This window comes from Gluconobacter sp. P5E10 (genome assembly GCF_018812145.1).
GTDB lineage: Bacteria > Pseudomonadota > Alphaproteobacteria > Acetobacterales > Acetobacteraceae > Gluconobacter > Gluconobacter cerinus.
This window is the reverse complement of sequence record NZ_JACRVZ010000006.1, coordinates 1-24,465: the sequence shown is the minus strand read 5'-3', so window position 1 is coordinate 24,465 and position 24,465 is coordinate 1. Positions and strand designations below refer to the sequence as shown.

At 53.2% G+C, this 24,465-nt stretch carries 27 protein-coding genes; 6 read left to right on the top strand and 21 right to left on the bottom strand.

Features of this window, described 5'->3' with window-relative positions; all coding sequences use genetic code 11:
- Position 1: 1 nt before the first annotated feature.
- From KP707_RS13065 to KP707_RS13020, 10 genes are all read right to left on the bottom strand, one after another.
- Positions 2 to 979: a hypothetical protein gene (locus KP707_RS13065; RefSeq protein WP_215751703.1), complete on the bottom strand. Its 978-nt coding sequence runs from the start codon at positions 977 to 979 to the stop codon at positions 2 to 4.
- A gap of 10 nt (positions 980 to 989) precedes the next feature.
- Positions 990 to 1,622 carry a hypothetical protein gene (locus tag KP707_RS13060; protein ID WP_252348874.1) on the bottom strand — a complete coding sequence of 211 codons (633 nt, stop codon included), beginning with the start codon at positions 1,620 to 1,622 and terminating at the stop codon, positions 990 to 992.
- Positions 1,600 to 2,001 carry a hypothetical protein gene (locus KP707_RS13055; protein ID WP_064274306.1) on the bottom strand — a complete coding sequence of 134 codons (402 nt, stop codon included), beginning with the start codon at positions 1,999 to 2,001 and terminating at the stop codon, positions 1,600 to 1,602. Before KP707_RS13055 ends, KP707_RS13060 begins: the two co-directional genes overlap by 23 nt.
- A 55-nt stretch (positions 2,002 to 2,056) precedes the next feature.
- Positions 2,057 to 3,436: a DUF4043 domain-containing protein gene (locus tag KP707_RS13050; protein WP_211501450.1), complete on the bottom strand. Its 1,380-nt coding sequence runs from the start codon at positions 3,434 to 3,436 to the stop codon at positions 2,057 to 2,059.
- Positions 3,437 to 3,512: 76 nt separating this feature from the next.
- On the bottom strand, positions 3,513 to 4,001 hold the full coding sequence (locus KP707_RS13045) for a phage scaffolding protein (RefSeq protein ID WP_233125942.1): 489 nt from the start codon (positions 3,999 to 4,001) through the stop codon (positions 3,513 to 3,515).
- A gap of 23 nt (positions 4,002 to 4,024) precedes the next feature.
- Positions 4,025 to 5,443 (bottom strand): phage portal protein, encoded by a 1,419-nt coding sequence (locus KP707_RS13040; protein WP_215751704.1) that lies wholly within the window; start codon positions 5,441 to 5,443, stop codon positions 4,025 to 4,027.
- A 42-nt stretch (positions 5,444 to 5,485) separates the two neighbouring features.
- Entirely contained in the window at positions 5,486 to 6,802 is a 1,317-nt protein-coding gene (locus KP707_RS13035; RefSeq protein ID WP_211503378.1) for a phage terminase large subunit, read from the bottom strand.
- Complete coding sequence (locus KP707_RS13030) at positions 6,783 to 7,232, bottom strand: hypothetical protein (RefSeq protein ID WP_211503377.1); 450 nt, start codon at positions 7,230 to 7,232, stop codon at positions 6,783 to 6,785. The genes KP707_RS13035 and KP707_RS13030 overlap by 20 nt, the downstream gene beginning before the upstream one ends.
- 587 nt (positions 7,233 to 7,819) lie before the next feature.
- Complete coding sequence (locus KP707_RS13025) at positions 7,820 to 8,332, bottom strand: hypothetical protein (protein WP_211503376.1); 513 nt, start codon at positions 8,330 to 8,332, stop codon at positions 7,820 to 7,822.
- The gene (locus tag KP707_RS13020; protein WP_064274272.1) at positions 8,332 to 8,640 is read right to left on the bottom strand and encodes a hypothetical protein; all 309 of its coding nucleotides are present in this window, start codon (positions 8,638 to 8,640) and stop codon (positions 8,332 to 8,334) included. The genes KP707_RS13025 and KP707_RS13020 overlap by 1 nt, the downstream gene beginning before the upstream one ends.
- A 106-nt stretch (positions 8,641 to 8,746) precedes the next feature.
- Here KP707_RS13020 and KP707_RS13015 point away from each other — a divergent pair, with 106 nt between their 5' ends.
- Positions 8,747 to 9,139, top strand: coding sequence for a helix-turn-helix domain-containing protein (locus tag KP707_RS13015; protein WP_046900300.1), 393 nt, complete (start codon positions 8,747 to 8,749; stop codon positions 9,137 to 9,139).
- Between the two features lie 534 nt (positions 9,140 to 9,673).
- Here the strand turns inward: KP707_RS13015 and KP707_RS13010 are convergent.
- Complete coding sequence (locus tag KP707_RS13010) at positions 9,674 to 11,188, bottom strand: replicative DNA helicase (RefSeq protein WP_046900301.1); 1,515 nt, start codon at positions 11,186 to 11,188, stop codon at positions 9,674 to 9,676.
- Between the two features lie 121 nt (positions 11,189 to 11,309).
- Here KP707_RS13010 and KP707_RS13005 point away from each other — a divergent pair, with 121 nt between their 5' ends.
- Positions 11,310 to 11,624, top strand: a complete 315-nt coding sequence (locus tag KP707_RS13005; RefSeq protein ID WP_211503375.1) for a hypothetical protein — start codon at positions 11,310 to 11,312, stop codon at positions 11,622 to 11,624.
- On the opposite strand, the gene KP707_RS13000 is transcribed toward KP707_RS13005, so the two are convergent.
- Entirely contained in the window at positions 11,600 to 12,922 is a 1,323-nt protein-coding gene (locus KP707_RS13000) for a folylpolyglutamate synthase/dihydrofolate synthase family protein (RefSeq protein ID WP_211503374.1), read from the bottom strand. The genes KP707_RS13005 and KP707_RS13000 overlap by 25 nt on opposite strands.
- On the bottom strand, positions 12,922 to 13,791 hold the full coding sequence (gene accD, locus KP707_RS12995) for an acetyl-CoA carboxylase, carboxyltransferase subunit beta (RefSeq protein ID WP_086633071.1): 870 nt from the start codon (positions 13,789 to 13,791) through the stop codon (positions 12,922 to 12,924). The genes KP707_RS13000 and accD overlap by 1 nt, the downstream gene beginning before the upstream one ends.
- Positions 13,792 to 14,063: 272 nt before the next feature.
- On the opposite strand from accD, the gene KP707_RS12990 reads away from it, so the two are divergent.
- Entirely contained in the window at positions 14,064 to 14,627 is a 564-nt protein-coding gene (locus tag KP707_RS12990) for an HdeD family acid-resistance protein (RefSeq protein ID WP_202208037.1), read from the top strand.
- Positions 14,628 to 14,699: 72 nt separating this feature from the next.
- Here KP707_RS12990 and trpA read toward each other — a convergent pair whose 3' ends face one another.
- Entirely contained in the window at positions 14,700 to 15,512 is an 813-nt protein-coding gene (trpA, locus tag KP707_RS12985; protein WP_211503373.1) for a tryptophan synthase subunit alpha, read from the bottom strand.
- The gene (gene trpB / locus KP707_RS12980; RefSeq protein ID WP_211503372.1) at positions 15,509 to 16,735 is read right to left on the bottom strand and encodes a tryptophan synthase subunit beta; all 1,227 of its coding nucleotides are present in this window, start codon (positions 16,733 to 16,735) and stop codon (positions 15,509 to 15,511) included. Before trpB ends, trpA begins: the two co-directional genes overlap by 4 nt.
- A gap of 178 nt (positions 16,736 to 16,913) precedes the next feature.
- Here trpB and KP707_RS12975 point away from each other — a divergent pair, with 178 nt between their 5' ends.
- A complete protein-coding gene (locus tag KP707_RS12975) occupies positions 16,914 to 17,963 on the top strand; it encodes a CorA family divalent cation transporter (RefSeq protein ID WP_046900308.1) in 1,050 nt (349 codons plus the stop codon).
- Here KP707_RS12975 and KP707_RS12970 read toward each other — a convergent pair.
- The 5 genes from KP707_RS12970 to alr form a co-directional block, all read right to left on the bottom strand.
- Positions 17,960 to 18,400, bottom strand: coding sequence for a DUF934 domain-containing protein (locus tag KP707_RS12970; RefSeq protein ID WP_086633067.1), 441 nt, complete (start codon positions 18,398 to 18,400; stop codon positions 17,960 to 17,962). The two genes, KP707_RS12975 and KP707_RS12970, sit on opposite strands and share 4 nt — an antisense overlap.
- A complete protein-coding gene (locus KP707_RS12965) occupies positions 18,387 to 20,060 on the bottom strand; it encodes a nitrite/sulfite reductase (RefSeq protein WP_211503371.1) in 1,674 nt (557 codons plus the stop codon). The genes KP707_RS12970 and KP707_RS12965 overlap by 14 nt, the downstream gene beginning before the upstream one ends.
- Complete coding sequence (locus tag KP707_RS12960; protein WP_211503370.1) at positions 20,057 to 20,374, bottom strand: DUF2849 domain-containing protein; 318 nt, start codon at positions 20,372 to 20,374, stop codon at positions 20,057 to 20,059. Before KP707_RS12960 ends, KP707_RS12965 begins: the two co-directional genes overlap by 4 nt.
- A gap of 237 nt (positions 20,375 to 20,611) precedes the next feature.
- Positions 20,612 to 21,058 carry an Rrf2 family transcriptional regulator gene (locus tag KP707_RS12955; RefSeq protein WP_064274282.1) on the bottom strand — a complete coding sequence of 149 codons (447 nt, stop codon included), beginning with the start codon at positions 21,056 to 21,058 and terminating at the stop codon, positions 20,612 to 20,614.
- Between the two features lie 126 nt (positions 21,059 to 21,184).
- Positions 21,185 to 22,309, bottom strand: coding sequence for an alanine racemase (alr, locus tag KP707_RS12950; RefSeq protein ID WP_211503369.1), 1,125 nt, complete (start codon positions 22,307 to 22,309; stop codon positions 21,185 to 21,187).
- Between the two features lie 111 nt (positions 22,310 to 22,420).
- Between alr and KP707_RS12945 the strand changes: the two genes are divergently transcribed.
- Positions 22,421 to 22,894 carry an Lrp/AsnC family transcriptional regulator gene (locus KP707_RS12945; protein WP_086633062.1) on the top strand — a complete coding sequence of 158 codons (474 nt, stop codon included), beginning with the start codon at positions 22,421 to 22,423 and terminating at the stop codon, positions 22,892 to 22,894.
- 88 nt (positions 22,895 to 22,982) lie between these two features.
- Positions 22,983 to 23,213 (top strand): bacterioferritin-associated ferredoxin, encoded by a 231-nt coding sequence (locus tag KP707_RS12940; RefSeq protein WP_211503437.1) that lies wholly within the window; start codon positions 22,983 to 22,985, stop codon positions 23,211 to 23,213.
- A 46-nt stretch (positions 23,214 to 23,259) separates the two neighbouring features.
- Here KP707_RS12940 and bfr read toward each other — a convergent pair whose 3' ends face one another.
- Positions 23,260 to 23,781, bottom strand: coding sequence for a bacterioferritin (gene bfr / locus KP707_RS12935; RefSeq protein ID WP_233125940.1), 522 nt, complete (start codon positions 23,779 to 23,781; stop codon positions 23,260 to 23,262).
- Positions 23,782 to 24,465: the final 684 nt, after the last annotated feature.

The window sequence follows — 24,465 nt, the reverse complement described above, 5'->3', positions numbered from 1 at the left end:
TTTAATGGCTTTGACAGACGACAGTCCCAAACTGATTGACCATCATTCCCGGATATGAATTCTGAGCTGCCTGAGAAGTTTGTGCAGCCTGCATTGCCTCAAGAGCATGCAGAACCACACTATTATCAAAAGCAGGCTCGATTGCGCCGAAACTGCTAACTTGATCACCAACAGAAACAGTCCCGGCCCCAAACATCATGTCAGACGACCACTGAATCTGAAGGGTGTCAAAAACCAGCTCGTACAAATAATCCCGTCGATACAATGCCTGATTTTGCATCGTATCGATGTCCTCAACACTCACGAACCTAAGCTGCGCCTGCCGGCCATCCAACGTGGAAATCCAGCTCTTCTCAGCCAGTTCCGTATCCAAAAACTGTCCAAGCGTATCCCGAACACCAGAATCAGCCGTCCAGAGCGAAACCCTACATCGCTGATTCTGTCGGCGGTTCACCCTTACGGACTGGCCATAACCAACAACGTTTCCGGCTAAGTTATGCCCCGGAACCTGAATAGAATTTCCGTCTGCAAGACCTTTTGGGAGTTGCCCGGCCAAAGCCAAAGCTACAGTTTCAGGCGTGTCCTGCTCAGTCACGGCATAGGCGGCAGAAACCTGAGTTTTCCCAGCCTCGTACCAAACACCGACAACACCTGAAGGCACCCCATCAGAAGGAAAAGCAATGCAAACAGCTTGCGCACTCTGCTTCACTGACACCGTGGGCAGAACACGCGCCTGAACCTGCCAGGGGCGCCCCAAAGGCTCTGGCACAACAACACCTTTCTGAGGTGCCAGTGTGACCGTCAGGAAATCCGTATTGTTCCGAATATTTTGAGCTGCAAATATATCACTCGGTAAAAGCCACCCGCGACGAACGATCGTCTGCCGTCCCGTTACAGACAGCTTTTCGAGGCCTTCTGGATATAAAATTCCCGCACACACATAAGCCAGAGCCAATCCGACCTGAGAAGCATCCGCCATTTTTCTCTCCTCAGACCTGTTGCAGAGACATGGTGCAACGCAAACCCCAGTCCGACATCTCGGCAGCGTTAATCGTGTACGTCGTATCCAGATCCGTCGTGACCGTCATATAGGGTTGCAACACAATACCCGGCAGCCGCGGTAAATACATGACGAACTGCCCGGGCTTGGCTGACCCTGGAATACCACTCCCAGATCCCTCTCCTTTAGACCGCAAAACAATCGCAGCAGGACATTCCTCAACGATGTTCCCTTGCGTCCCAGAAACGCCACTGACCTCCACAGTCCGATTACATGCCACACATAGTGGAGGTCGAAGGTCATCCACGGCCGCAACAAAAAACGTATTTCCCCCGCAAGTCAGAATGTCTCCGACCACAGTATCTTCACGGCAATCCGTAAGCACATATTCCATAACCCCACCCCAATTGGGGGATCGGGAGAATGTAAAGTCAGCACTCGAATCAAAAGCGAGCATCGGATGTGCATAAATATTTTGCATGGGAGACAACGGATCATCCGGCCGGTATTGCTCTCCGGAGTGACCTAAAATCCCTGCCGCTTTTGCATACCCTCGACAAAGTCTGGACGCGATCTGTTCCGCCCGCATCATGCCCCCTTCAGATGATGACCAATCGGCCATCCTGCAATTCTAAACCGCCTGTCACCCCAAGAAACGCGCATAAACGCCGACGCCATAACGTCAGAAGCATCACGCGATCACGCACTTCATGACCGTTGTGATACCAACTCGCAGCCTGTGCCGTGTCCAGATTTTCAGACGCCCCCAAAAGAGCCGTTTCCAACGGGTAAAGCTGTGAAAGGTACAAACGTACCTGCTGCAGTTCTGCGCCGGACAAGCTGTTAATCCGCCATTCCAACGCTCCCTCAACTTGAAAGAAGCGCCAGGATTCCTGCCCTGTCTCCCGCGATCCAATTGCCGGATACCCGCAAAATCGCCGAACATCGACCTTTTCGCCGTCCGTCAATGGACCCGAGGACAGGCTTGCAGTCCCAGACATATAATCCTCCTCCACCAGAAGAACCCCCATGGAATCATGGGGGTTCGAAATCAGCTTAGAAGGTCATGCCAAGTGCATCCGTGCCTAGGCTCTCAATGATAACGCCACGCTTGAGATAGCTGTTCGTCGCCGTGGGAATAACGTTCGTATCTGCCGTCACATCCGTCGGTAGCGCGAAACCCCCAATCCAGTACCAAGACTGAGCGATAATCTGACGCAGTCGATCTAGTGGCTCACGCGTCACCATTGCAACCCCATCCACCATCTCAATCAGTGCGCGATCAGCGTCTGGGATGTCCGAATGGCCGGTCAGCGCACAGTCACCCTCGATCAGAGCCCCTTGACCCAACAGCAGAGCACGATGAATAGGACCGGCACCAAGAGAAAGCTGCTGAGGGGCCTCTGTCGTTGGAATAAACCGAACACCCAACAGCTCAATAACTTGTCCGGAACGATACTCTTCCGAACCGTATGCTCCCCGATAAAGATGCTTGAAATCATCGTCACGGAACAGCGACAGAAGCTGAATATCATCCAGATAACAATGATATGCTCCATTGATCATAGGAACGTTGTTACGGCGAAGCGTCGCAACACCAGCCAGAACCTGCTGAATACCCAGCGTATCCGCGAGACCGTTTGCACTCGCTGTCTGTAGAGCTGCCGTCGTCAGACGGCCATTCGGACGGATCACCTTCGGTGCCGTTGCCGCAACCACCGGCTGCCCAACGGCACCATCCGCAACAGACACGCTGGCGGAGAATGTCATCTGCCCGGAAATTCCGCCCGGCGCCGTAGAAACATTGGTCGCGTCAGCTACCACGCGCACAAGCGTGTACACATCCGAACCAACAGTCACAGTCATGCCATTGCTGGATCCAATCAGCGTAACCTGACCATTAACAATGACGGACTGAAATCCCCGAATGTCATCAACCTGAATGGTGTCGCCTTCAGCATCAAGCGCAACACTAACGCGCGTATTGCCACCCAGATAACCACCTACTCCATTCTGAGCTCCACCAAACAGCGTATTGCGTGCAAGCCGGTCCAGAGACTGCATGGCCTGCACACCATTCGTGTTGGCATTTGCAAGAAACTGCGATGCAATCCCCACACCACTCGTCACCATATTCAGATCAATCGTGTCGCCATACTGATTAATCGAAAGAGTATATTGCTCAACAGACCAGCCAGCAGGACTCATTCCATTATCGAAGTTGGTATTGCCCGTTGGATTCAGCGGTGTCGTAACAGGAGCCTTCAGACTCTTACGCGTCTTTGTAAGAGTTTCACCAATAGCGTTGGGGAAAATCTCGCGATCAGCAACCTGTCGAAATCCCAGTCGAGATTTGAGGCCGTTTTCAAACTCCCGTGCCAGAAAACCCTGCTGAATAGCGGCCTGGAGCTGAACTGGAAAATTTTCGATGCTCATGAATGTCATTCCGTAAATATTTATAAAAAATTCCGGCACATTTGGCCGGTCAAATATTTAATTCACTGTCGAACTATCAGGCCCGGGCCAGAAACTGCCACTTGCGCGCTTCGTAATCAGCTTCAGTAGCTGCGCGCGCATCAAAAGGTTCAATGCCGCCAGGCTTCGGTGCCGGGTACCCAACTGTTGTGCCACTCGAATATCCGGGACGCACAATTTCTCCGAACAGATATGCACGCTCCTGTCGCGCCTGTTCCAAAGCCTCAATCACTCCCACAACAGCGCCATCCTCAGTGCGGGTAACACCGCCCATATCAATCAGACGAACAACATCTTCAGGATTATACGCGCCCAAACGAACAGCCTCTGACCGCAGAGCCGCAACCATAATTTCACGGTCACTTTCCTGCTTCACACGAGACACAATTTCCTCATGCGATCGCTGCAGATCTTCCTGCCGGGCAACAGCATCCGCCATTTCCCGACGAACGGATTTGACCTCATCCTGCGCTTGAGCAAGCGCCTGACGCAGAGCCTCCACACCCTCAATAGTTTCTTCAGACACGGATATTTTCCCTCCGTTCAACGTCACGCCTCATCCGGCGCAACCCACTGTTCAAGCACACGCCATTCTGCCCCAGGGTCAGAATTCCCAGACGCCGTCGCATACATTCTGACAGCCGTCTCTCGGCTTAGAATCCCGTTGGAAACAGCCGTCACCAGCCCCTGCGACAGCGACAGAAGCTCCGGATCCGTTGCAGGGAACCAAGCGGGCCACCTCAATGCCATGCGACAATAAGGGAGGTCTTTCACCAAAGCCCCACCCAACCGCAGACCGTTTTCCAGCACACAGGAAAAACGGCAGGCCATTCGGTAAACAGCCAAAAGCCCATTCTCGCCATAAGAATGCCGCAGCCGATCCACCAGCCAGATCAGAGGCTGGCACATCATTTCCATGGCCTTGCCAGACTGCACGCCTGAAATCCGATCGCCATGCGCTCGGTTGCCGTGCAGTTGCTCCAACGCAATTTGCCGCAGTTCCCGATAGTGCTCGAGCACGGCCCCTGCGGCATTGCCGTTAATTTCCAGAAGCTTGGCATCCCCTTCAGGAGGCAACGTCAGAGCCGACGACGCTCCGCCTTGGTGAGCCACACCATCCGAAAAACCTCCAGTTTTCAAAACTAGCGTCGGATCAGAGCCATATTTCAGACCTCGCCCAGCCTGAGACAGAAGGTAGTCCGCCTCAATGACCGTATCGATCGCCCGTTCAAAAGTGCATTCCCCTTCCGGGTCACGCCCATGTACCCCCCCTAGATTGCGGATCCAGATAATTGGTACAAAACCCAGCCCATGTCGCACGGACCGGCTTTCATCCCGAACCCCACCGTCCATCCCAACGAGCCAGGGTACAGAAACTGCACAATCCATTGGTGTCCAAATCCGCTGCCACCAGAATTGCGCACCCAATAGATCTTCGCCAATTGGATAACCTTGCGCAGCAAGATCCCGGCCTCGAACAAGAAACAGCTCCTCAACACGCAAAAGCTCGCCACTGGCATCATCCCAGACCGGCGTCAGATAAGCCGTATCGAGAACCGAAAGCTTCGGCACGCCGGCCGACACCTCAAAAAGAACCACCACAGAGCCAATGGAACCACACGTTGCGGCCTCCATCATCAGTGATGCTAAACGCGTCTGTGCGGCGAAAACACTCATGGCTTCCGCAACCCGCACATCATCCGTAATCAGACTGGGCCAGTGCGTATCGCCAAAAAGTAACGAGACGGATTCATCGACAACCGTTCGGCATAAATTGCTCCGGACAGATGGTCGTCTATTCGAAAGCGGAATGTATTCCCCCGCCCCTGACCGTTCCAGCGAGAACGGATGAGGCAAGGCATCATATTGCGTACCGTCCAGAACGCGCCTTAACGCCAGCAGGCGTGCTGTGCGCGCAGACGCACCCGCCGGCACGGCATACCGCCGTTGCAGGGACAACCAGTCCATGAATTCTCCAATGCTAAAGCCCGCCTGCAGCCCAGAAGCCGGTCAGCGCGCCAACGAAAATGCTGACGGGCTCCAGCCCGCCATACTGCTGCTGCCAGACAGCATCAGTTCACTCAGTCCCCAGACCATCGCATCTGCCCGATCCGGAGACCGGGGCCCTCGATATCCACTGACTGAAAAATGACACAGCTGATCCTCAAGCGCTTCAAAGCGCCCGTGATGAACCACCTTGCCAATCTCATAGAGCGCCGCCACAGGCTCTGCCCGCGCAGCCTTGCCTCTCGCTGCTGTGACCAGCCGAACCGGCGCATTCGCTCGCACACTCCGAATGGTATTCTCTACCAGTGCACCACCGAAATTTCGTTCGGCAACAATCCGCTCCGCCCGCCAGTCATCCAGAGCATGCAATGCCCGTGCAGCCCATCCTGCCGGACTGTCTCTGGCAGAAAGATCTTCCAGAACATGTCCGACACCATCAGCATCCACGCCGCAGACAACAATTCCGATTTCATCCGATCGATAATCTTCCGGACCAGATGCGCCCGAAGGATCAACCGACACCAGAATACGCCTCATGCGTGAAGCAATATCCATCCGCGTCTGAGCCGCAACAGCAGCTTCGCGTCTGAACGACTCAATCCGCCAGAGCGCCCCTTCAACAGCAACCTGGTATTCTCCATGAAAAAACCGTCGCCGCTCCCGTTCCGGCAACGCTTCCAGCGCTGCAAGATAATCCTCTCCCAGATTATCCCTATTAGAATGGGGATTAAGAATCATCGTGCCATATAAAGAACGATCCGAAATGGGTTGCCCCGATTTCGGTTCTATTCCCAACTCGAAAAGCGCATACAGCCAATGACCAACACTCGGCGGGTTGGCATCAATATATTCACGGTTCACCAAATCACATTTCTGCGCCAGGCGCGTCAGCAACATGTTCCGCGCGCCATAACTAATCTGGCTCGCCTCATTCAGATAAACTGTCGCAAATTCAAGACCCAGAATTTTCTCGGTACGCTGCTCATCATCCAAACCGCCGAACAGAATGGTAGACCCATTGGAGAACGTCACGACACAGTCCTGCCGATCCAGCTTCCAACGAACCTCCGGGAAACAGAACTGCATGACCTTCGGGAACGTATCCCGCAAAACAGACGCCTTAAGAGCCGTTAATCTGTGACGAAAAATACCATGACGACTGTCTGGAACCTTCAACGCTCGAATAACAACGGCTCGGATCAGCACAAACGTTTTTCCTGAGCGTGAGCCACCCCTTAATAAAATATGACGGGCAGGCCCTCCCAACAAACGAACAGCCTCGCTCTGTGCATCATTTAGTCTAAAGGGCGTTGTCGTCATGGCTGATACAGATGGAAATGGAACCTGTCTGGTCCTCGGTATGTCCGGTTTTAAAGCGAGAGGGGCGATGTGCCTTTAAAAGAAACGCCATCAAACCATCACTATATTTTTTCCTGACGAGCGGGCTTCCCGTCTCGGGATTGCAAATAATTTTTCCACCATAGGTAATTGGCTCGTCATATCCTTCGACAGCGCGACGCCGGGCTTCAGCTTCCAGGGCATCTGCCGCTTCCTCCAAAGCATCATCCCAAAGAAATGCGAAGTGAGGGTCCGTCTCTTTCCAATGATACAGCGTGCTTCTCTGAACATCGGCAAAACGGCCAGCTGCCGAGATATTTCCATTGGCAGCAAGATGCTTTAGAAACTGTTCCTTGCGCTGGCGAGATCGCCCATGGCGTATCCGTTGCTTCTCACTCTGTGTCTCGCTCATTTGTCCATTCCCTTCCCGACTCTGAGCGTCAATCAATCCGAAGCTCTGCTTCACGTCGGCTTTTCATTGACCATCCATCACGCCAAGCTTCGTGTTTTTGCCCAGCATGTATGGGCTTTTTCCTTGGAAAATGTGTTCTGGGAACTTCCTGTAATCGTAATCTCTGCTCCCGCTGCGCCATAACTTCCAAACGACTTCTGGTCGCCTCGCTTATGCATCCAAGAGCCTTTAACGAAAGAGTTTTTCGCCGACAGGGAATAGCTCGACAACGCACATCAAGCCGCGTGAGCCCTGCGTCCACCAATTCATGCCATTCAAGAGAACAATCTGCCCGATGAATCGCTTCTTCAGCATTCACTAAAGGGCACGCGACGACTTCTAAACCATCCCCAAGAATAACAACCATAACTTGGTGACCGGAAAGGACAACTGATCCGGAAGAAATGCGAAATCGTTCCAACACTAGAAACTCTTCCAAATAAAAAAGGCCAAACTCAAAATTGAGCTGGCCTTTTGAAATAAAATATCTTCAATGTACTTTTCTTATGCAATAATCGCGTTCGAAGTTCAATACTTTTCTGAGAGATTTAAATTTTATTCTTCATATTTTCGTACGCATACGAAAGCTGCTCAAGAAGCAACGCACATTGTGCCGAGACTTTCATCCGCGCGCGCCCTTCAGAAAGGCCGGGGTAAAGATGGCGTGCCATCGCAGAAAAAGACATTTCTCGTGCCAGCATCATTTCAAGACGCACGTGCCCGCACAATCCCAGCCTCTCACGAATTTCCGAAATCCGAACCGAGCACTTGCCACGGCCAATCATCCACGTGTGCACATCGCCCTTTTCACGAAAACGGCCATCTGACAGTTTTTCTTCCACAATACCAATCGTTGCAAAGAGATACTCCCGGTACCACCGATCTGCAGCAGAAACCTCGTCGTCCCCAATGTCGTCCGCCTCATACATCGACTGCACTGTGTTAACGACACGATGCACCCCATTTCGCTCCACGATTTCATGATGCTGAAAGCGTTCTGGAGTGGGCTTCATATGGCGGGCAATGGTCACCGAAGGGATTTCCCGAATTAACGTTTGCATCAGTGGATACTTTCCCAAATCGCAGAAGCCCCCATCGGAGCTAAAACAGGAAACTGCGGAACCCGATCAGCGCCCCACAAAGCGTTCCAGCTCACAGGGTGCCCTGGCGGCAGAGCCTCAGCGCTCTCACGATCCACGACCAGTCTTTTCGGAGTGCCGCCCGATACCTTTGCAATCTTTTTAGCCTTGCGCATCGAACGATTACGCGCCTCTTTATGGAGAGGCTTCCAACTGTCAGCCGCCAACATGGCTGCAATGGCGCTGGCAGATACCCGACGAGGAGTCTGGCTTTCACTCATCTGCCTCATTCTAACTTCCTTCATGCTGCAAATTTGATTTTTGGCAAAATGCCATAGGCAATAAGAAAAAAAACTTCTTCTGGATTTGGCATAAAGCCATTGCTAAAAAGGCCACATGGCCAAACACAAGCGCTCGGACTCCCTGACTATCCTCCAGCGAGCTATCGGAACACGTATCGCCTGGGCTAGGGAACTCGTTATTCCCAACCAGAGCGAATGTGCCAGACTCCTGGGAGTAGATGCCTCCACCCTCAACAAGATTGAGCGTGGCGATCGCGCACCCAGCGTCTTCCTCATCGCCGCTCTCTCGAACCGCCTCCGCGTCTCGACAGATTTTCTTCTGAAAGGCGTCCTGAACGGTCGTACCGACGAAGAACTGGCCCTGCGGCTGGCTGCCCTGCACCCAGAGTTGGTGCTCCAGCGGCAAGACATGGCTCCCGACAGGGACAAAAGCACGACTTCTGACATACCTGATCAGCCCACGAGACCAGACGAGGATCTGCACTGATAGTGTCTTCGCTGACTTCAATGCGCATTCGAACGCTCCCCCATTCGTCGTAGTGCAGCAAACCTGCCTCGGCGATGGAATGAACAAATCAGAAACGTTTCCAGCTATCAGCGAAACACAACGCATCAACCGGCCCCCTTCCTTCCTCAGCAGCCATCCCCACGACAACCGCCGATTAACGATAAATTAATGGCAATATGCCACTAGGTCAAGAAGCAAATATGGCTCATTGCCATTGCGGGACTTGCGTGTACTCCCCGCTTGGGAAACGTGGCCCCTAACCAACTCCCTCTCACAGCACTCTGACATGATGAAAACTGTTGGTTTCCGTAACTTGCATCACATTGCGGAACCGATTTTTTCTTAACTCGCTTTTGTACCAAAAATTAGAATGCAACAAAGTGTTGCCAACCTTTGATACCTTCCGTGAATCTGAAAAGTAGACATTTCTTGGATGTTAATTCCCGTTTCGAGATTCGATCTCGGGTGATATTCGGACATAAAAAAAGCGGTCCGAAGACCGCTTTCCAATTCTTATTCGTGGATCGTATCCAAATCTCCGAACCGGGTATATTCTCCTTCAAAGTACAACTGGACCATTCCAGTCGGACCATGTCGCTGCTTTTCAAGAATCAACTCAGCCTTGTTATGCACAAGGGCCATTTTCCGCTGCCATTCTTCAGTCGCTGCCTGAAACTTCTCGTTGCTATCATATGCACTATCTTTAGGCATCCGCTGCTGCAGATAATACTCATCACGATACACAAACATCACAGCATCCGCGTCCTGCTCAATAGAGCCAGACTCACGAAGATCCGACAACATCGGTCGCTTGTCTTCGCGGGATTCAACCTGACGAGACAGCTGAGACAATGCGATAACCGGCACTGACAGCTCTTTCGCAATTGCTTTCAGGCCCTGTGTAATCATCGAAATTTCCAACACACGACTGTCCGGCTTGGTCCCAATCGCCGGACGCATCAATTGCAGATAATCCACAACGACCAAGCTTAACCCCTGTGTTCGCGCTAACCTCCGGCATCGCGTTCTCATCGCGGAAAGCGAAATAGCCGGCGTATCGTCAATGTAAAGTGGCAGCTTCTGCAATTCACGAGACACCCGGACAAACCGATCAAACTCTTTCTGTCCGATATCACCACGACGAATTTTTTCACCCGATACCTCTGCCTCGCCAGACAGAATACGCGTCGCCAACTGTTCAGATGACATTTCAAGAGAGAAGATAGCGACGGAGCCGTGAGGCTTTTCTCCGCGCTCTTCAGCGTCTCTCATGATCGAACGCGCAGCCGAGAACGCAATTTTTGTCGCCAGCGCTGTCTTTCCCATGGCCGGACGCCCAGCGAGAATCAAGAGATCAGACGGATGCAACCCACCCGTCCTTTTATCCAGATCCCGCAGTCCGGACGTCAGGCCAACAACATCGCCCGTCCGTAGAAAGGCCTTCTCAGCAACATCAATAGCTCCGGTAAGGGCTTTCCCAAACGAGACAAACCCGCCTTCCTGACCACGTTCAGTCGCCAGTTTGAACAACGCCTCTTCAGAAGCCGCAATCTGATCACTACCATCCAGATCAGGCCGCGCACCAAAAGCATTGTTTACAACTGTCTCTCCGATATCGATGAGCTGACGCCGGACCCATGCATCGTGAACAACACGACCATAATCCCCAGCATTTACGATCCCCACCATGGCGGTCAGAAGTTTGGCGAGATACGCAGGTCCGCCCGCAGCATCCAGCACACCTGTGTGCTCGAATTCGGCCTTCATCGTAACTGGGTCAGCCAACTGGCCACGCTCAATGCGACGGGCCACAGCCTCATAAATCCGGCCATTCACCGAGTCGGCAAAATGCTCGGGCTCCAGAAAATCCGAGACCCGCTCATAGGCCTTGTTATTGGTCAGGATAGCTCCGAGAAGCGCCTGCTCTGCCGCGATATTCGCTGGCGGAGAACGACGCAGGAGCGCGCCTAGCCCCCCATCATCAGAGGACGCGTCAGACGCAGCTGGAGAGGGAAAGGATTCGATCATAGTCACGACAGTCTTTTACCATCAGCATCCTCCAGAAGCAGCGCCTCAATGTGCATCTCCTGCCGAGACAAAACGTTTTCAGTCCTGTCAGCCTTTCAATCGCTACATCAGGACGCGGGACATGATCTCAAAAGAGCAGTTCTACGACAGCCTTAAGAACACAAGTCCGCCGACCGGCCTGTCTCTTCCTCAAACAGCCCTTTGGTGGATTGGAAAACAGAATTGGGCCAAAGCACACGAACTGGTGCAATCAGCCGAAGGCATACGACCAAACGACCGTATTCACGCCCTTCTTCACCGACAGGAAGGAGATCTGGCCAACGCCCGCTACTGGTATTCCAGAGCGGATGCGAGGATGCCGGACCAGACCATCATGCAGGAATGGAATGACCTGGTCCGACAAAACTTCGCTCAGACGGAAACCCAGCCATCCTGAGCAAGAGCAACGCCTGCAAGATAAAGACTACCGCAAATCAGCACGCGTGCGGGCTCTTGCCCACTTTCGGCCAAACGCTCCAAAGCTTTCACAATCGTCGGCCCAGCGATTGCGATTCCCCCGGACGCAGCAACAAGCTCCTCCACAGGCGTGGCAAGATGCTGGTCAACTTCCGCAACCGCCTGAACACTGGCTGCACGCACCAAGAGGGGCTTGAGAAATCCACTCACGTCCTTGCTCTGCTTGACCCCGGCAATGATGTGAACAGGTCGATCCTTCCAACCATCAAGCACTTCCCCCAGCACCTCACCTGCACCAGGGTTATGGCCACCGTCCAGATAAAGCTCCCACCCATCTGGCAGCATAGCAGCAAGCGTTCCATGCAATCGCTGTAACCGGGCAGGCCAGTCAGTTCTGGCAATACCCTCATACGCACTCAACGGGATATTCAACCCAGACACCCGCAAAGCCGCAATCGCGAGAGCTGCATTTGTCGCCTGATGCGGCCCCTTCAAACCCGGCAAGGGCAATTCAAGGCTACCTTGCGGATCAGAATAATGCAGCTTTAGACCATCCACCCGAACGTGCACATTTTGTCCCAGGCTCCACAGAGGCGCCTTCAATGCCTCCGCACGCGACCGAATGGCATTTAACGCTTCTGGAGCCTGCGGAGAGACAACGACGGGCACACCAGACTTAATGATACCCGCTTTTTCACCAGCAATGGCCTCCAGCGTTTCTCCCAGAAAGGCCTGATGATCCAGACTAATCGTCGTGATGGCACACGCAGCAGGCTTAGGAATCACATTTGTGGCATCCAGCCGTCCACCGAGACCCACTTCAAGAATGACAAGGTCAGCAGGGATGCGAGAGAAAAGAAGAAAACCTGCGGCCGTCAAAACCTCGAAGACGGTAATGGGCGCACCTGCATTAACGCGCTCAACCTCTTCAAAAGCATCCACCAGCGTATCTTCGTCAACCAGCTTCCCTGCCAGACGAAACCGCTCAATAATGCTCACAAGATGCGGGCTGGTCATCACATGCACGCGGAGACCTGCTGCCTCGGCAATCGCCCGCAGATTGGCGCATGTGCTCCCCTTGCCGTTCGTACCAGCAACATGAATGACTGGCGGCAAGTGCAGTTCGGGATGACCCAGCTTAGCCAGAAGGACCTCCAGCCGCCCAAGAGAAAGATCAATCAGCTTGGGATATAACTGGTGCAACCGGGCAAGAACCTCGCCCGGCCGTCCCTGATATTCACCAGCCAGCCGAACCGGCTCCCCCTTCTGGGCACCCATCAGGCAGCGACGTCCGGAGCCGCCTTTTGGCGAGTCAGCATACCAAGAACACGACCCAGAAGCTCAGGCAGCTCGGAGCGCTTTGCAACAATATCAACCATCCCGTGCTCACGCAGGTACTCGGACCTCTGGAAACCTTCCGGCAGTTTCTCTCGCACAGTGTCCTGAATCACACGAGGACCAGCAAAAGCAATGAGCGCATTCGGCTCAGCAATGTGAATATCACCCAGCATTGCGAAAGACGCTGACACACCCCCGGTCGTCGGGTTCGTAAAGACCACGATATAAGGCAGACCAGCTTCCTGAAGCATCTGCACGCCAATCGTTGTACGCGGCATCTGCATGAGGCTGACAGCGCCTTCCTGCATACGCGCACCGCCGGAAGCCGTGTAAATCACCAGCGGGGCCTTCTGAAGAACAGCCAAACGACAGGCCGCCACAAAAGCCTCACCCAGACCTGCTCCCATCGTTCCCAACAGGAACTCAGGCGCCATGACGGCCACCACAGCCTTCTGCCCCTGAATTCGGCCATGTGCGACCACAAGCCCCTCATCAAGATGAGACTTGTTCCGCGCGTCCTTCAGACGATCGGTGTAACGCTTGGAATCCTTGAACCCCAGCGGATCAACCGGCATCTTCGGCAGCTCGATGGTCGTATATTCGCCACCATCGAACGTCCAGGCCAGACGCTCCTTTGCCGTCGCACGCATATGATGCCCACAATGCGGGCACACCTTCTGGGAACGCTCCATTTCCTTGACGAGCATCATCTGCCCGCAGGAATCGCAGTTTGTCCAAAGATTATCCGGCACGTCCCGCTGAAGCAGGCCACGCAGCTTGGGTCGGACGTAATCGGTCAGCCAGCTCATGTCGTCTCGTTACTTTCTGCCTGCCTTCGGGACGAAGGCCAGAATGGGAAAAGGCTCTTGTACAGGCCATTCATAATCGGCGCGTTTTAGCGTTGCCAGCACATTTATGCCAGCCTTGCCATACAGAACTGTGCCCAGCCTCGCAAAAATATGGCACCATCTCCCTTAAGGAACATGCACCGCGATCACCTGCAACCACTGAGCGTCCCCGCGGTTTAATCAGGCAAAATCAGTGAACAGACGGGCTATTGTTCCCGTCCGGAGAAACCCCAATGTCCGACAGTTTCAATACCGTGCAGCTCTCCCCTCAGTCAGGCCTGAAACCCGGATGGTTCATCGGCGTGGGAGCCTTCCTGGTCGTCCTAGGGCTTCTGGCAGCCTTTGATGCGATCGCCACAACGCTTGCCAGTATGGTGCTGCTGGGCGTTCTGCTCATCATCGGTGGAATCGCCCAAATCATGCAGAGCTTCGCGCATCGCGGGCTCCCCCTGCCCAACCAGTGGCTTTCCGGCCTGATCGGCGGACTTTACATTCTTGGCGGCCTTCTCCTCATCGAAGAGCCCGCTACCGGATCGGTCTTCATTACGGCTATCCTTGCAGGCTGTCTTATCTTCGCAGGCCTCAGCCGTGCCTTCTGGGCCGCAGGGCACCGCACAACAGGTGGCTGGGGCCTCCTCGCCGTCAGTGGCGTCTTCACGCTCCTGATCGGCATCCTTCTTTACATGACACTGCCTTGGTCAGGCCTGTGGCTAATCGGAACCCTGATTGCCATCGAGCTTCTGATGGCTGGGGCATCTGCCATTCTTTTTGGCATGTCACTGCGCAATCGCACGTGATCAGACTGCAAATAAAAAGAGCGCATCAGAGAAACCCCTGATGCGCTCCAAATTTACCACCCGAAACAGGTTTCACCCCCGAACGGCCGCAGACAACTCAATAAGCTGCTTCAATACGGATGGAACCGTTTTTTCGGTCGCCTCCCCCTCAGACAACGTTCCCGCCATCGTCTTGATCAAAGCAGACGCCACAACAGCCGCATCCCCAATCCGGGATGCCGCCCGCGCCTGCTCAGGCGTCGAAATCCCGAACCCGATCGCAACCGGCAGATCCGTCGCTTCCCGAATCTTCGGAAGAGCTTCCTCAAGCTGCGCCTGGCTGGCACTACCCGTCCCCGTGATGCCCGTGATACTCACATAATAGACGAAGCCTGAGGCATCTTTCAGCACATGGAACAGACGCGTCCGGGACGTCGTCGGCGCCACGAGAGAAATGATATCCAGCCCAGCCGCCCGCGCATGGGCATCCAGCAGATCCGCCTCTTCCGTCGGCATATCCACGACAATGATGCCATCCACACCCGCCTGAACCGCATCAAAGCAGAATTCCGCTGGCCCGTAGCTATCAATCGGGTTCAGATATCCCATCAGAATAATCGGCGTCTCGGAATCGGTCTCCCGGAAAGACCGAACCATCTCCAGCACGCCGCCCAACGTCGCGCCAGCCTTCAGCCCCCGAAGTGCCGCAGCCTGAATCGTCGGACCATCCGCTGAAGGATCGGAGAACGGCACGCCAATCTCGATCAGATCGGCACCCGCAGCCGGCATCGCCTTCAGCAGCTCCAGCGAGGTCTCATAATCCGGATCAAACGCCTGAAGATACGGAATCAGAGCGCCCCGTCCCTCCGTCTTGAGGGCTTCAAAACGGGCTTTGATACGGCTCACAGGTTCACTCCCAGATGGCTCGCCACAGTGAAGATATCCTTGTCTCCACGGCCAGAGACGTTCAGCACGATGATCTTGTCTTTCGGCATCTCCGGCGCAATCTTCATGACATGCGCCAGTCCATGGGCGCATTCGAGAGCCGGAATAATGCCTTCCGTCCGCGTCAGAAGCTGGAACGCCTCCAGAGCCTCCTGATCCGTCACACCAACATACTCGGCACGCCCAATATCATTCAGCCAGGAATGCTCCGGCCCAATCCCCGGATAATCCAGCCCCGCACTGATCGAATGCGCCTCTTCGATCTGACCATGCTTGTCCTGAAGCAGATACGTCCGGTTGCCATGGAGCACTCCCGAGCGCCCACGGGAAATAGATGCCGCCGTCTTGCCAGAATCCAGTCCCAGCCCGGCAGCCTCCACACCAATCAGACGCACATCCGCATCATCAAGGAACGGATGGAAAATCCCCATTGCGTTTGAGCCGCCGCCAATGGCCGCAACAATCACATCCGGCAGACGCCCCTCAGCCCGGACAATCTGCTCCTTCACTTCCGTACCAATGATGGACTGGAAATCACGAACCATCTCAGGATAAGGATGCGGCCCCGCAACCGTGCCCACCAGGAAATACGTATCCGCCACATTCGCAACCCAGTCGCGCATGGCTTCATTCATAGCATCCTTGAGTGTCCCGGCCCCAGCCGTCACCGGCTTTACCTCAGCCCCAAGCAGATGCATGCGGAACACATTGGGCTTCTGGCGTTCAACATCCGTTGCGCCCATGTAAATGACGCATTTTAGCCCAAAGAGCGCACAAACCGTGGCCGTGGCCACACCATGCTGACCAGCACCCGTCTCAGCCACAATCCGTGTCTTGCCCATCCGTCGGGCGAGCAGGATCTGCCCCATGACGTTGTTGAGCTTGTGCGAACCTGTGTGGTTCAGCTCCTCACGCTTGAGATAAACCTTCGCGCCACCCAACTCTTCCGTCAGGCGCTTCGCAAACCACAACGGGCTCGGACGGCCAACATAATCCCGGTAATAGTAGTCCAGCTCCTCACGAAACGCTGGGTCAGCCTGCGTCGCGCGATACGCCTCCTCCAGTTCAAGAACCAGAGGCATCAGCGTTTCCGCAACAAAGCGTCCACCGAAGACGCCAAACCGGCCACGCTCGTCCGGTCCAGAACGCAGGGAGTTAGACAAGGAAAATGAAGGGGTCGTCATACCGGGCTCTGTTCCGCTTAAAAGGCTAACCAGCGATACCAAGGCCAGACGGGAACGTCCATCCACACCCTTTTCAAGAAATCAGCCTTACCGAATTCTCGGCAGCCCCCTTGCACGGAGCGCGTCCTCAAGACATGAGTCAGAACACCTCCTGCCTCCGACCAAGGATCTTTCTCTGATGCTTCTCGCCCGGCCCGCCGGCACACCGGCCCGCGAGATCGGCCCGGACGTCGATATCAATGCCACGAACTGGATTGACCTCATCAATCCAACACATGATGAAATTACAAAAGCCGAGACACTCCTTGGGGTGCACATTCCCAAACTGGAAGAACTGGAAGAGATCGAAAGCTCATCCCGCCATTATGAACGGGATAACTGCCTGTATCTCTCCACCCCCCTTGTACGCCGTGCGGATGACGTCTCGTTCTCCAAACCCGTCGGTTTCATCCTGACGGAAAAGAGAATCATCACGGTCCGCTATACGGATTATTTCGCATTTGATCTCGTAGGGGGAAAGCTGGCCGAATACCCTGCAGGCAAGGTCTCGCCCTCTTCAACGGAACTGCTGGTTGAACTGCTCGAAGAGATCATCAACCGCCTGGCTGATATCCTCGAAGGCCTGGGTCGCACTCTCGACACCATCTCCCGACGCGTCTTCAACGCCGAGCAACCGCGTGACCGCGCACGCGTGGGCGCCATGCTTCGCGAAACCCTGCGCCGCCTCGGATATGCCGGAGACCTAGCCTCAACAGTCCGGGACAGTCTCCTCGGCATCGACCGTGTTCGTATCTATCTGGAAGATTACATCAGCCAAAGCCTGCAAAAGGCCAAGGACCAGGGCACGTCTCCCCTTCCCGCCAGAGATACTGCTGGGAAATCACCAACGCCGGCTGACACATTCAAATCCCGCCTCAAAGTCGCAGGCCGCGACATCGCTTCCCTGAGCGACTTTGATGCCCAGATCGTCAGCAAGGTCCAATTCCTTCTGGATGCGACGTTGGGCTTCATCAGCATCGAGCAGAACGACGGTATGAAAGTCCTCACCGTCGCCAGCTCAATCGGGATCATGCCAACGCTGATCGCAGGTATCTACGGCATGAACTTCAAGGACATGCCGGAGCTTACCTGGAAATATGGCTACCCTTACGGTCTTACGTTGATGGTTTTATCCACCATCCTGCCGCTTTTCTGGTTTTGGCGCCGTGGATGGTTCGGAACCCGTTAGGAGTCTTCTTCAATCCGCAGGCCGCCCTCAACAGGACGAAAAGGCAGAACAGATCGCTGATATGCCACCGGGAAACGATGGAGCTGTTTTTCCCACAGCTCCACGTCACTTCCCTCCGGCAAAACGACGTTGTCTACGCCACATCGCTTGAGGAAAGCCGCCTGATCTGGAAGGACATGCCCTTCCGCACGAATTTCTCCCGAAAAGCGGAGGTACTCCCGCAATTCCCGCGCTTGCGTAAACACACGCCCGTCTCGGAAAATCGGGAAGCGCAAAACAACCAGTTCAAGCCGGTTAAGATACGGTTTCAGCGCCGTTGCATCATCAGCAATATCCAGAAGAACAGCACGTGCTTCCGTATTCTCTGCCAACTCTGAAAGCGTTACCAATGCCTCATGAAACTTGGCAGGACGCTCATTCAGCTCAAACAGTTTCATAAGCTGCCTCCTTGAAAGGAACGTCCCCGAGTCGATCCAACGTATCGAGGAACGTCTCGCCCCTCTGCCTTATACCAAGATAGCAATCCACCAGCCGGGCAATCGCATCAACCGTATCGTCCTCCGGAAGCGCTGGCCCGAGAATGGTTCCAATGGAGGCCCCGTTCTCTGCCCGGCCGCCCAACGTAATCTGGAAGAACTCTTCCCCGCGCTTGTCCACACCCAGCAAGCCAATATGACCCGCATGATGATGGCCACATGCATTGATGCAGCCTGAAATATTGATCCGTAGCGCGCCGATTTCTGCCTGCAAGGTGGCATCCCCAAAACGGGCACCCAGCTTCTGGGCAATCGGGATGGAACGTGCATTTGCCAGAGCGCAGTAATCCAACCCTGGGCATGCCACGATGTCCCCGATCAGACCAATGTTGGCAGATGCCAAGTCCACTTCTTTCAGGGCTAGCCACAGATCATACAGCCGATCCTGTCGAACATGCCCCAGAACAATGTTCTGAAGATGCGTAATCCGCAGTTCGCCAAAGGAATATTCATCCGCTAAATCGGCCAGACGGTCCATCTGGGCGGACGTCGCATCCCCCGGAATTCCCCCGGCAGGCTTGAGCGAAACAACCGCTATAATATGACCCGCATCACGGTGCGGATGCGTATTGCTTCGAACCCAGAGATCAAATTCCGGATTAGCCTCACGTCTGGCTGAGAGCTCCTGAGAGACGTTATCCGGGGCTGAGAGTTCCGGAACAGCAAAACGCGCACGGATCGCATCCACCATTTCAGGCGTCAGACGGTAATGTTCCAGATCCATCTGCAGCAACTCAGCTTCGACAGCCTCACGATAAGCGTCAATGCCCAGAGCCTGAACCAGAATCTTGATCCGTGCCTTGTAAATATTGTCGCGGCGTCCATGCGCATTATAGACACGGACAATCGCTTCGAGCGTTGCAAGTAGGCGCTCTTCAGGCACGGCGTCAAATATTTCCTGCCCGATAATGGGCGTGCGGCCCAAGCCGCCTCCCACAAAAATCCGGAAGACAGGACGCCCGTCCGCGCCACTGCGAGCCAGAATTCCAATGTCATGAAAACGAGCAGCAACCCGGTCATTCGGACTGCCAGAAATAGCAATCTTGAATTTCCGCGGCAAAAACGTGAATTCGGGATGCAATGTGGACCACTGACGCAGAATTTCCGCATGAACACGCGGATCCACGACTTCATCCGCAGCCGCACCAGCAAATTCGTCAGACGTCACATTCCGGATGCAGTTTCCGCTGGTCTGAATGGCATGCATGTCCACCTTCGCCAGATCGCGCAGAATGTCCGGAGTTTCTTCCAGCTTTATCCAGTTAAACTGAATATTCTGACGCGTGGTAAAGTGCCCATAATCACGATCGTACCGACGCGCGATATGCGCGAACATCCGCATCTGCTGACTGTCGATCGTTCCATACGGAATAGCGACACGCAACATGTAAGCATGAAGCTGAAGATACAGACCATTCATCAGCCGCAGCGGCTTGAACTCGTCTTCACTCAAGCTTCCATCAATACGGCGCATTACCTGTCCGGAAAACTCGTCGATGCGAGCGGCCAGAAAATCGCGGTCAATCTGATCGTATTGGTAATGGCCAACAGGAGCGTTCATTGCCCGGCCTCCACTGAAAATTCCGGATGTACAGTCGGACCATGCGCACGGATTCGCTCACGCACCGTCACAGGTTCCGGAGGATCAACGTCGCGTACAGCCACTTCATATACACCTACGACACCATCCTGCTGGGCACGCGCCTGTGCTCCCTCAAGAACGTCGCTTACAGCATCAGCATCCAGTTTTTCCGCTGCCCCAACTCGAGCCGTCCAATGTCCATCATGATCGCGCCAGACGATTCTTCCGTCCAGAAGGCGATTAGCCGTCAAAACAAGCTTCTCACCTGCTCCAACACGAACTGGTCGTTTCATAATGCCCTCCGCAGGAACGAAACTGACATAGGATAAACCATCAACTCGCAGGTTTCCCCTCGCATGACGTCAAAAGAAGCTCCGAAGGCCTTCTCAACGTAATGCAGCGAATGAAAAAGGACTGAGCGTAGCAACGAAAAATTCACCATAATGGATCAAATAATGATCCATTATGGTGAATTCTCCAACCTCAATCAGCAAAATTTAGTGATAATTTTTTATAACTAATTTATTTAGTTATATTGAGAAGGAGATAGGAGCTCGATTAGGTCGCTGCATTCCCGCTTCCTCAGCCTGACGCAACAACCCTTCCAAGGTCACAGCTTCCATTTTTTTAGCTAGCTCAACATTCATTGAAGCCCAAAAAGGTTCAAGAACCTTCTCTATTAACGGATTGGCTGCTTCCCCATCGGGGGCGTGTTCTTCGGTAACGGCCTGAACAATCTCATGCACCGTAATGGTTCGGGGCGGACGCCCCAACCGATAACCGCCTTTAGGCCCCCGCACACTATCCAGAAGTTTTTCTCTCGAAAGAGCCTGAAGAACAGGCTCGATCCCGCGACGCAGCATATTACCCCGCTTGGCAATATCAGCGCCACTCACCACACCGGAACGCCCCGCGTGAAAAGCAACATCCAACATGATTGAAACAGCTGTCAGGGCACGATCGCGGCGGAGATACATGAATTTTCCGAATTCAACGCAAAAGAAAGGGCACTTGAACAACTTGCGATGCTCATTCGTGTATTTGGGTCTTTCAAACAGCCCTGTCAATCATTGAAACGGGATTACACCCTCAATCGGATGACTCTACTCCACATATTCGCGATAATATCGCCCACCTAGAGAGGTCAAAATTTCATATCCGATAGTTCCCGCAGATGTGGCCACATCATCAACGCTTCTGCGTGGCCCGATCAAATCAACATACATATCTGCATGCAGCTGAGATTCCGGAACAGCTGAAACATCTAAGGCCAGGGAATCCATAGAAACACGCCCTACAATAGGGAGCGCGATATCTCCCAGCCAGGCACAACCTGTCCCGCTATTATGCCTGGAAAAGCCGTCTGCATATCCCACCGCCACAGTCGCAATACGGCGCGGTTTCTCAGGACGGTAGGTCCAGCCATACCCAACAGCATCGCCTACCTCCACATCCCGCAATTGAAGAACACGGGCGTGAAGAGAAACAACCTGCTGCAAGGGATTAGGCAGTTCAGCGCTAGGAGCGATTCCATAGAGAGCCGCGCCAGGCCGAACCAAATCCATATGGTACTCCTTACCAAGGAATATTCCTGAAGAAGCCGAGAGACTCAAAGGGGCTGCCGGCATTAAGGCCGCCATGTCCCGAAATCTTTGGCGCTGGATTTTATTGGCTGCACTGGCTGGATCGTCCGCACAAGCCAGGTGGCTCATCACCAACCCAATACTGATACCGTCCAAAAGAGTTTGATCATCAGAAAGCTTCCTGACATCCGCCCATGAGAGACCAAAACGGGACATCCCACTATCCAGCTGGATAACAGCCTCCTGCACAGCCCCCTCTCGCGCAGCCTCGCGTTTCCAAAGATCTATTTGTTCAAGACTGTTGAGAACAGGCCGAAGTCCGAAATAGACACACTCAGCTGCAGCTCCCGGCCGCGGCCCGTGCAAAACCGTAATCCGCGTCTCGGGTGAGACGATCTGACGCAGAGCGATTCCTTCATCAACATGAGCGACAAAGAATTCTTTTGCGCCTTCCCGTTCAAGAATAGGTGCCACTTGCTCAGCACCCAACCCATAAGCGTCCGCTTTCACAACAGCGGCACAAACTGCCGTTCCCACCCTATCCCTCAAAAAGCGATAGTTTTTGGCTATAGCTTTGAGATCAACCGTAAGAGTGGCACCCGCCCGGGAGGCAGGCCAAAGGTGAGGAGCTGATAAGATCGTCATACGTCACCCTATCGCAAATCGAAATGAAATTTCCTGCATAAATTCAGCATATTCTTCAGTCTTAAACGTTATATATGCAGCATATAACCAAGGAAGACGGAAAATTGTGACATGATCTTCGATCGCACCACCGAATCCATTCTTCGCCTTCTGCAACATGACGGTCGTATGAGCAATGCAGACCTCGCGGAACGCGTCGGTCTTTCACCCTCAGCATGCCTGAGACGTGTCAAAATGCTTGAAGAGAAAGGCGTCATCCGAGGTTATCATGCCGTCATCGACGATCGGTCTGTACATAACCTGACAACAGTCATTGTACAGATAACCTTGGAGCGCCTGACGGACGAAGCTCTAAGACGCTTTGAAGCCCGAATTAAGGAATGCGCCGACATTCGTGAGTGCTACCTGATGACTGGTGAAGCAGACTATCTTCTGCATGTGGCTGCCCGGGACCTGGCAGACTACGAACGCATCCACAAAGAAGAACTTTCTCGCCTTCCTGGTGTGATCCGCATTCATAGTAACTTCGCCATCAGGCCAGTTGTGCAGCGTTGGAGCACTCAAAACATAGGCCAGACAACATAAGAAAATTTTAATCGAACTGCATTTGCGAACTAATCTCATTTGGCGTATAGAAAATTATTGCCTCATGATAGGACGCCACGAGCAGCTCATGATCATTTGTTCATGTAACGCACTTTCCCACAAAGACGTCGAGTCGGCGATTAATGCCGGAGCATCTCGCCCCTCGGAAATTTACACTGCCAAGAAGTGCCGTGCTCAGTGTGGGAATTGCGTTCCAGGAATGGTTTGCCTTTTAAAGCAAGCCATTCAGGAGCGGAGAAATGTCGGTCTGGCAAATACGAATATCGCACAGACAACAACGCAAAACGTGTACTGCTAATTTAAAGCAAAAAAATGCCCGGGATTTCCGGGCATTTTCAAAGAACTTAGTCTTGATCAGGTGCTGCGGCAGAATTTGTTTGAATGTACCGCTCAATTCCGACCTGCTTAATCAGGTCAAACTGACGGTCAATAAAGTCTTCGTGTTCTTCTTCATTCACAAGAATCTTAAGAAGAAGGTCGCGAGAAACATAATCTCGTACGCTCTCACAATACGCGATACCTTCACGAAGATCTTCAAGAGCTTTCTTCTCAAGCTTCAGATCACATTCGAGAATTTCTTCAACGCTCTGCCCAATCAAAATTTGATTTAGCCGCTGAACATTGGGCAAACCACCCAAGAAAAGAATGCGCTCGATCAGCCAATCGGCATGATGCATTTCTTCAATGGATTCTTCGTATTCTTTCTTACCGAGTAGCGTCACACCCCAGTGCCGCAACGTACGTGCGTGCAAAAAATACTGATTGATGGCCGTTAACTCGTTGGTCAACTGCGTGTTCAGATGCTCGATGACTTTAGGGTCTTTAATCGCCACGGGATAATCCTCTTCGTTATCTTGATTCGCCATACATACACCAAAAAAAGTAAATAACAAAAATAAGTTCAATATAACTGTTTATAAAAATAATATACATTCTCATTTAGAATTTTACGTCAATAGAAATTAAATAGTTTATATTATATATTATAAATTTTATAATAGTATTATATATTTTTAAGCCTATTTTATAGTATAGGTATATTAATTTTATTTACAAAATAATTTTAAGATATTTTTTCTTTTGCTTAAATTCAATCTAATTTTTCCATTTATTTTCTGGAGTGCCAAGGTAAATCATAATTCCGATGCTAAAGATTGATCATTTTATAATTCATCTCGATATTAAAAATAACTGCACTGAAATCAAATCGATCCTATCTGTAGCCACATCGAACCGGATCCGACCCTCCATGTGGGCACAGATTTTCCGAACTGCGGACTAGGAAGCTGCCGAGCGCCTCGTCAGGCTATGCGCGCAAGGTCGTGCGTGCCCCCCCCCCCCCCCCCCCCCCCCCCCCCCCCTCCCTCCCCCCTCCCTCCCCCCCCACCCCCCCCTCCCTTTCCCCACCCAAACTCCTTTCCCCCTCCGGGCTGCCCAACCCAGGCGCCCACAAACTGCTTTCTGTTTTTCTTAGACCCCATTTCCTCCTTTTCCTGACACCCATCCTCCCCCTCTCCCATCTTCTTCTGTCCTCCTATCATTGCGATATA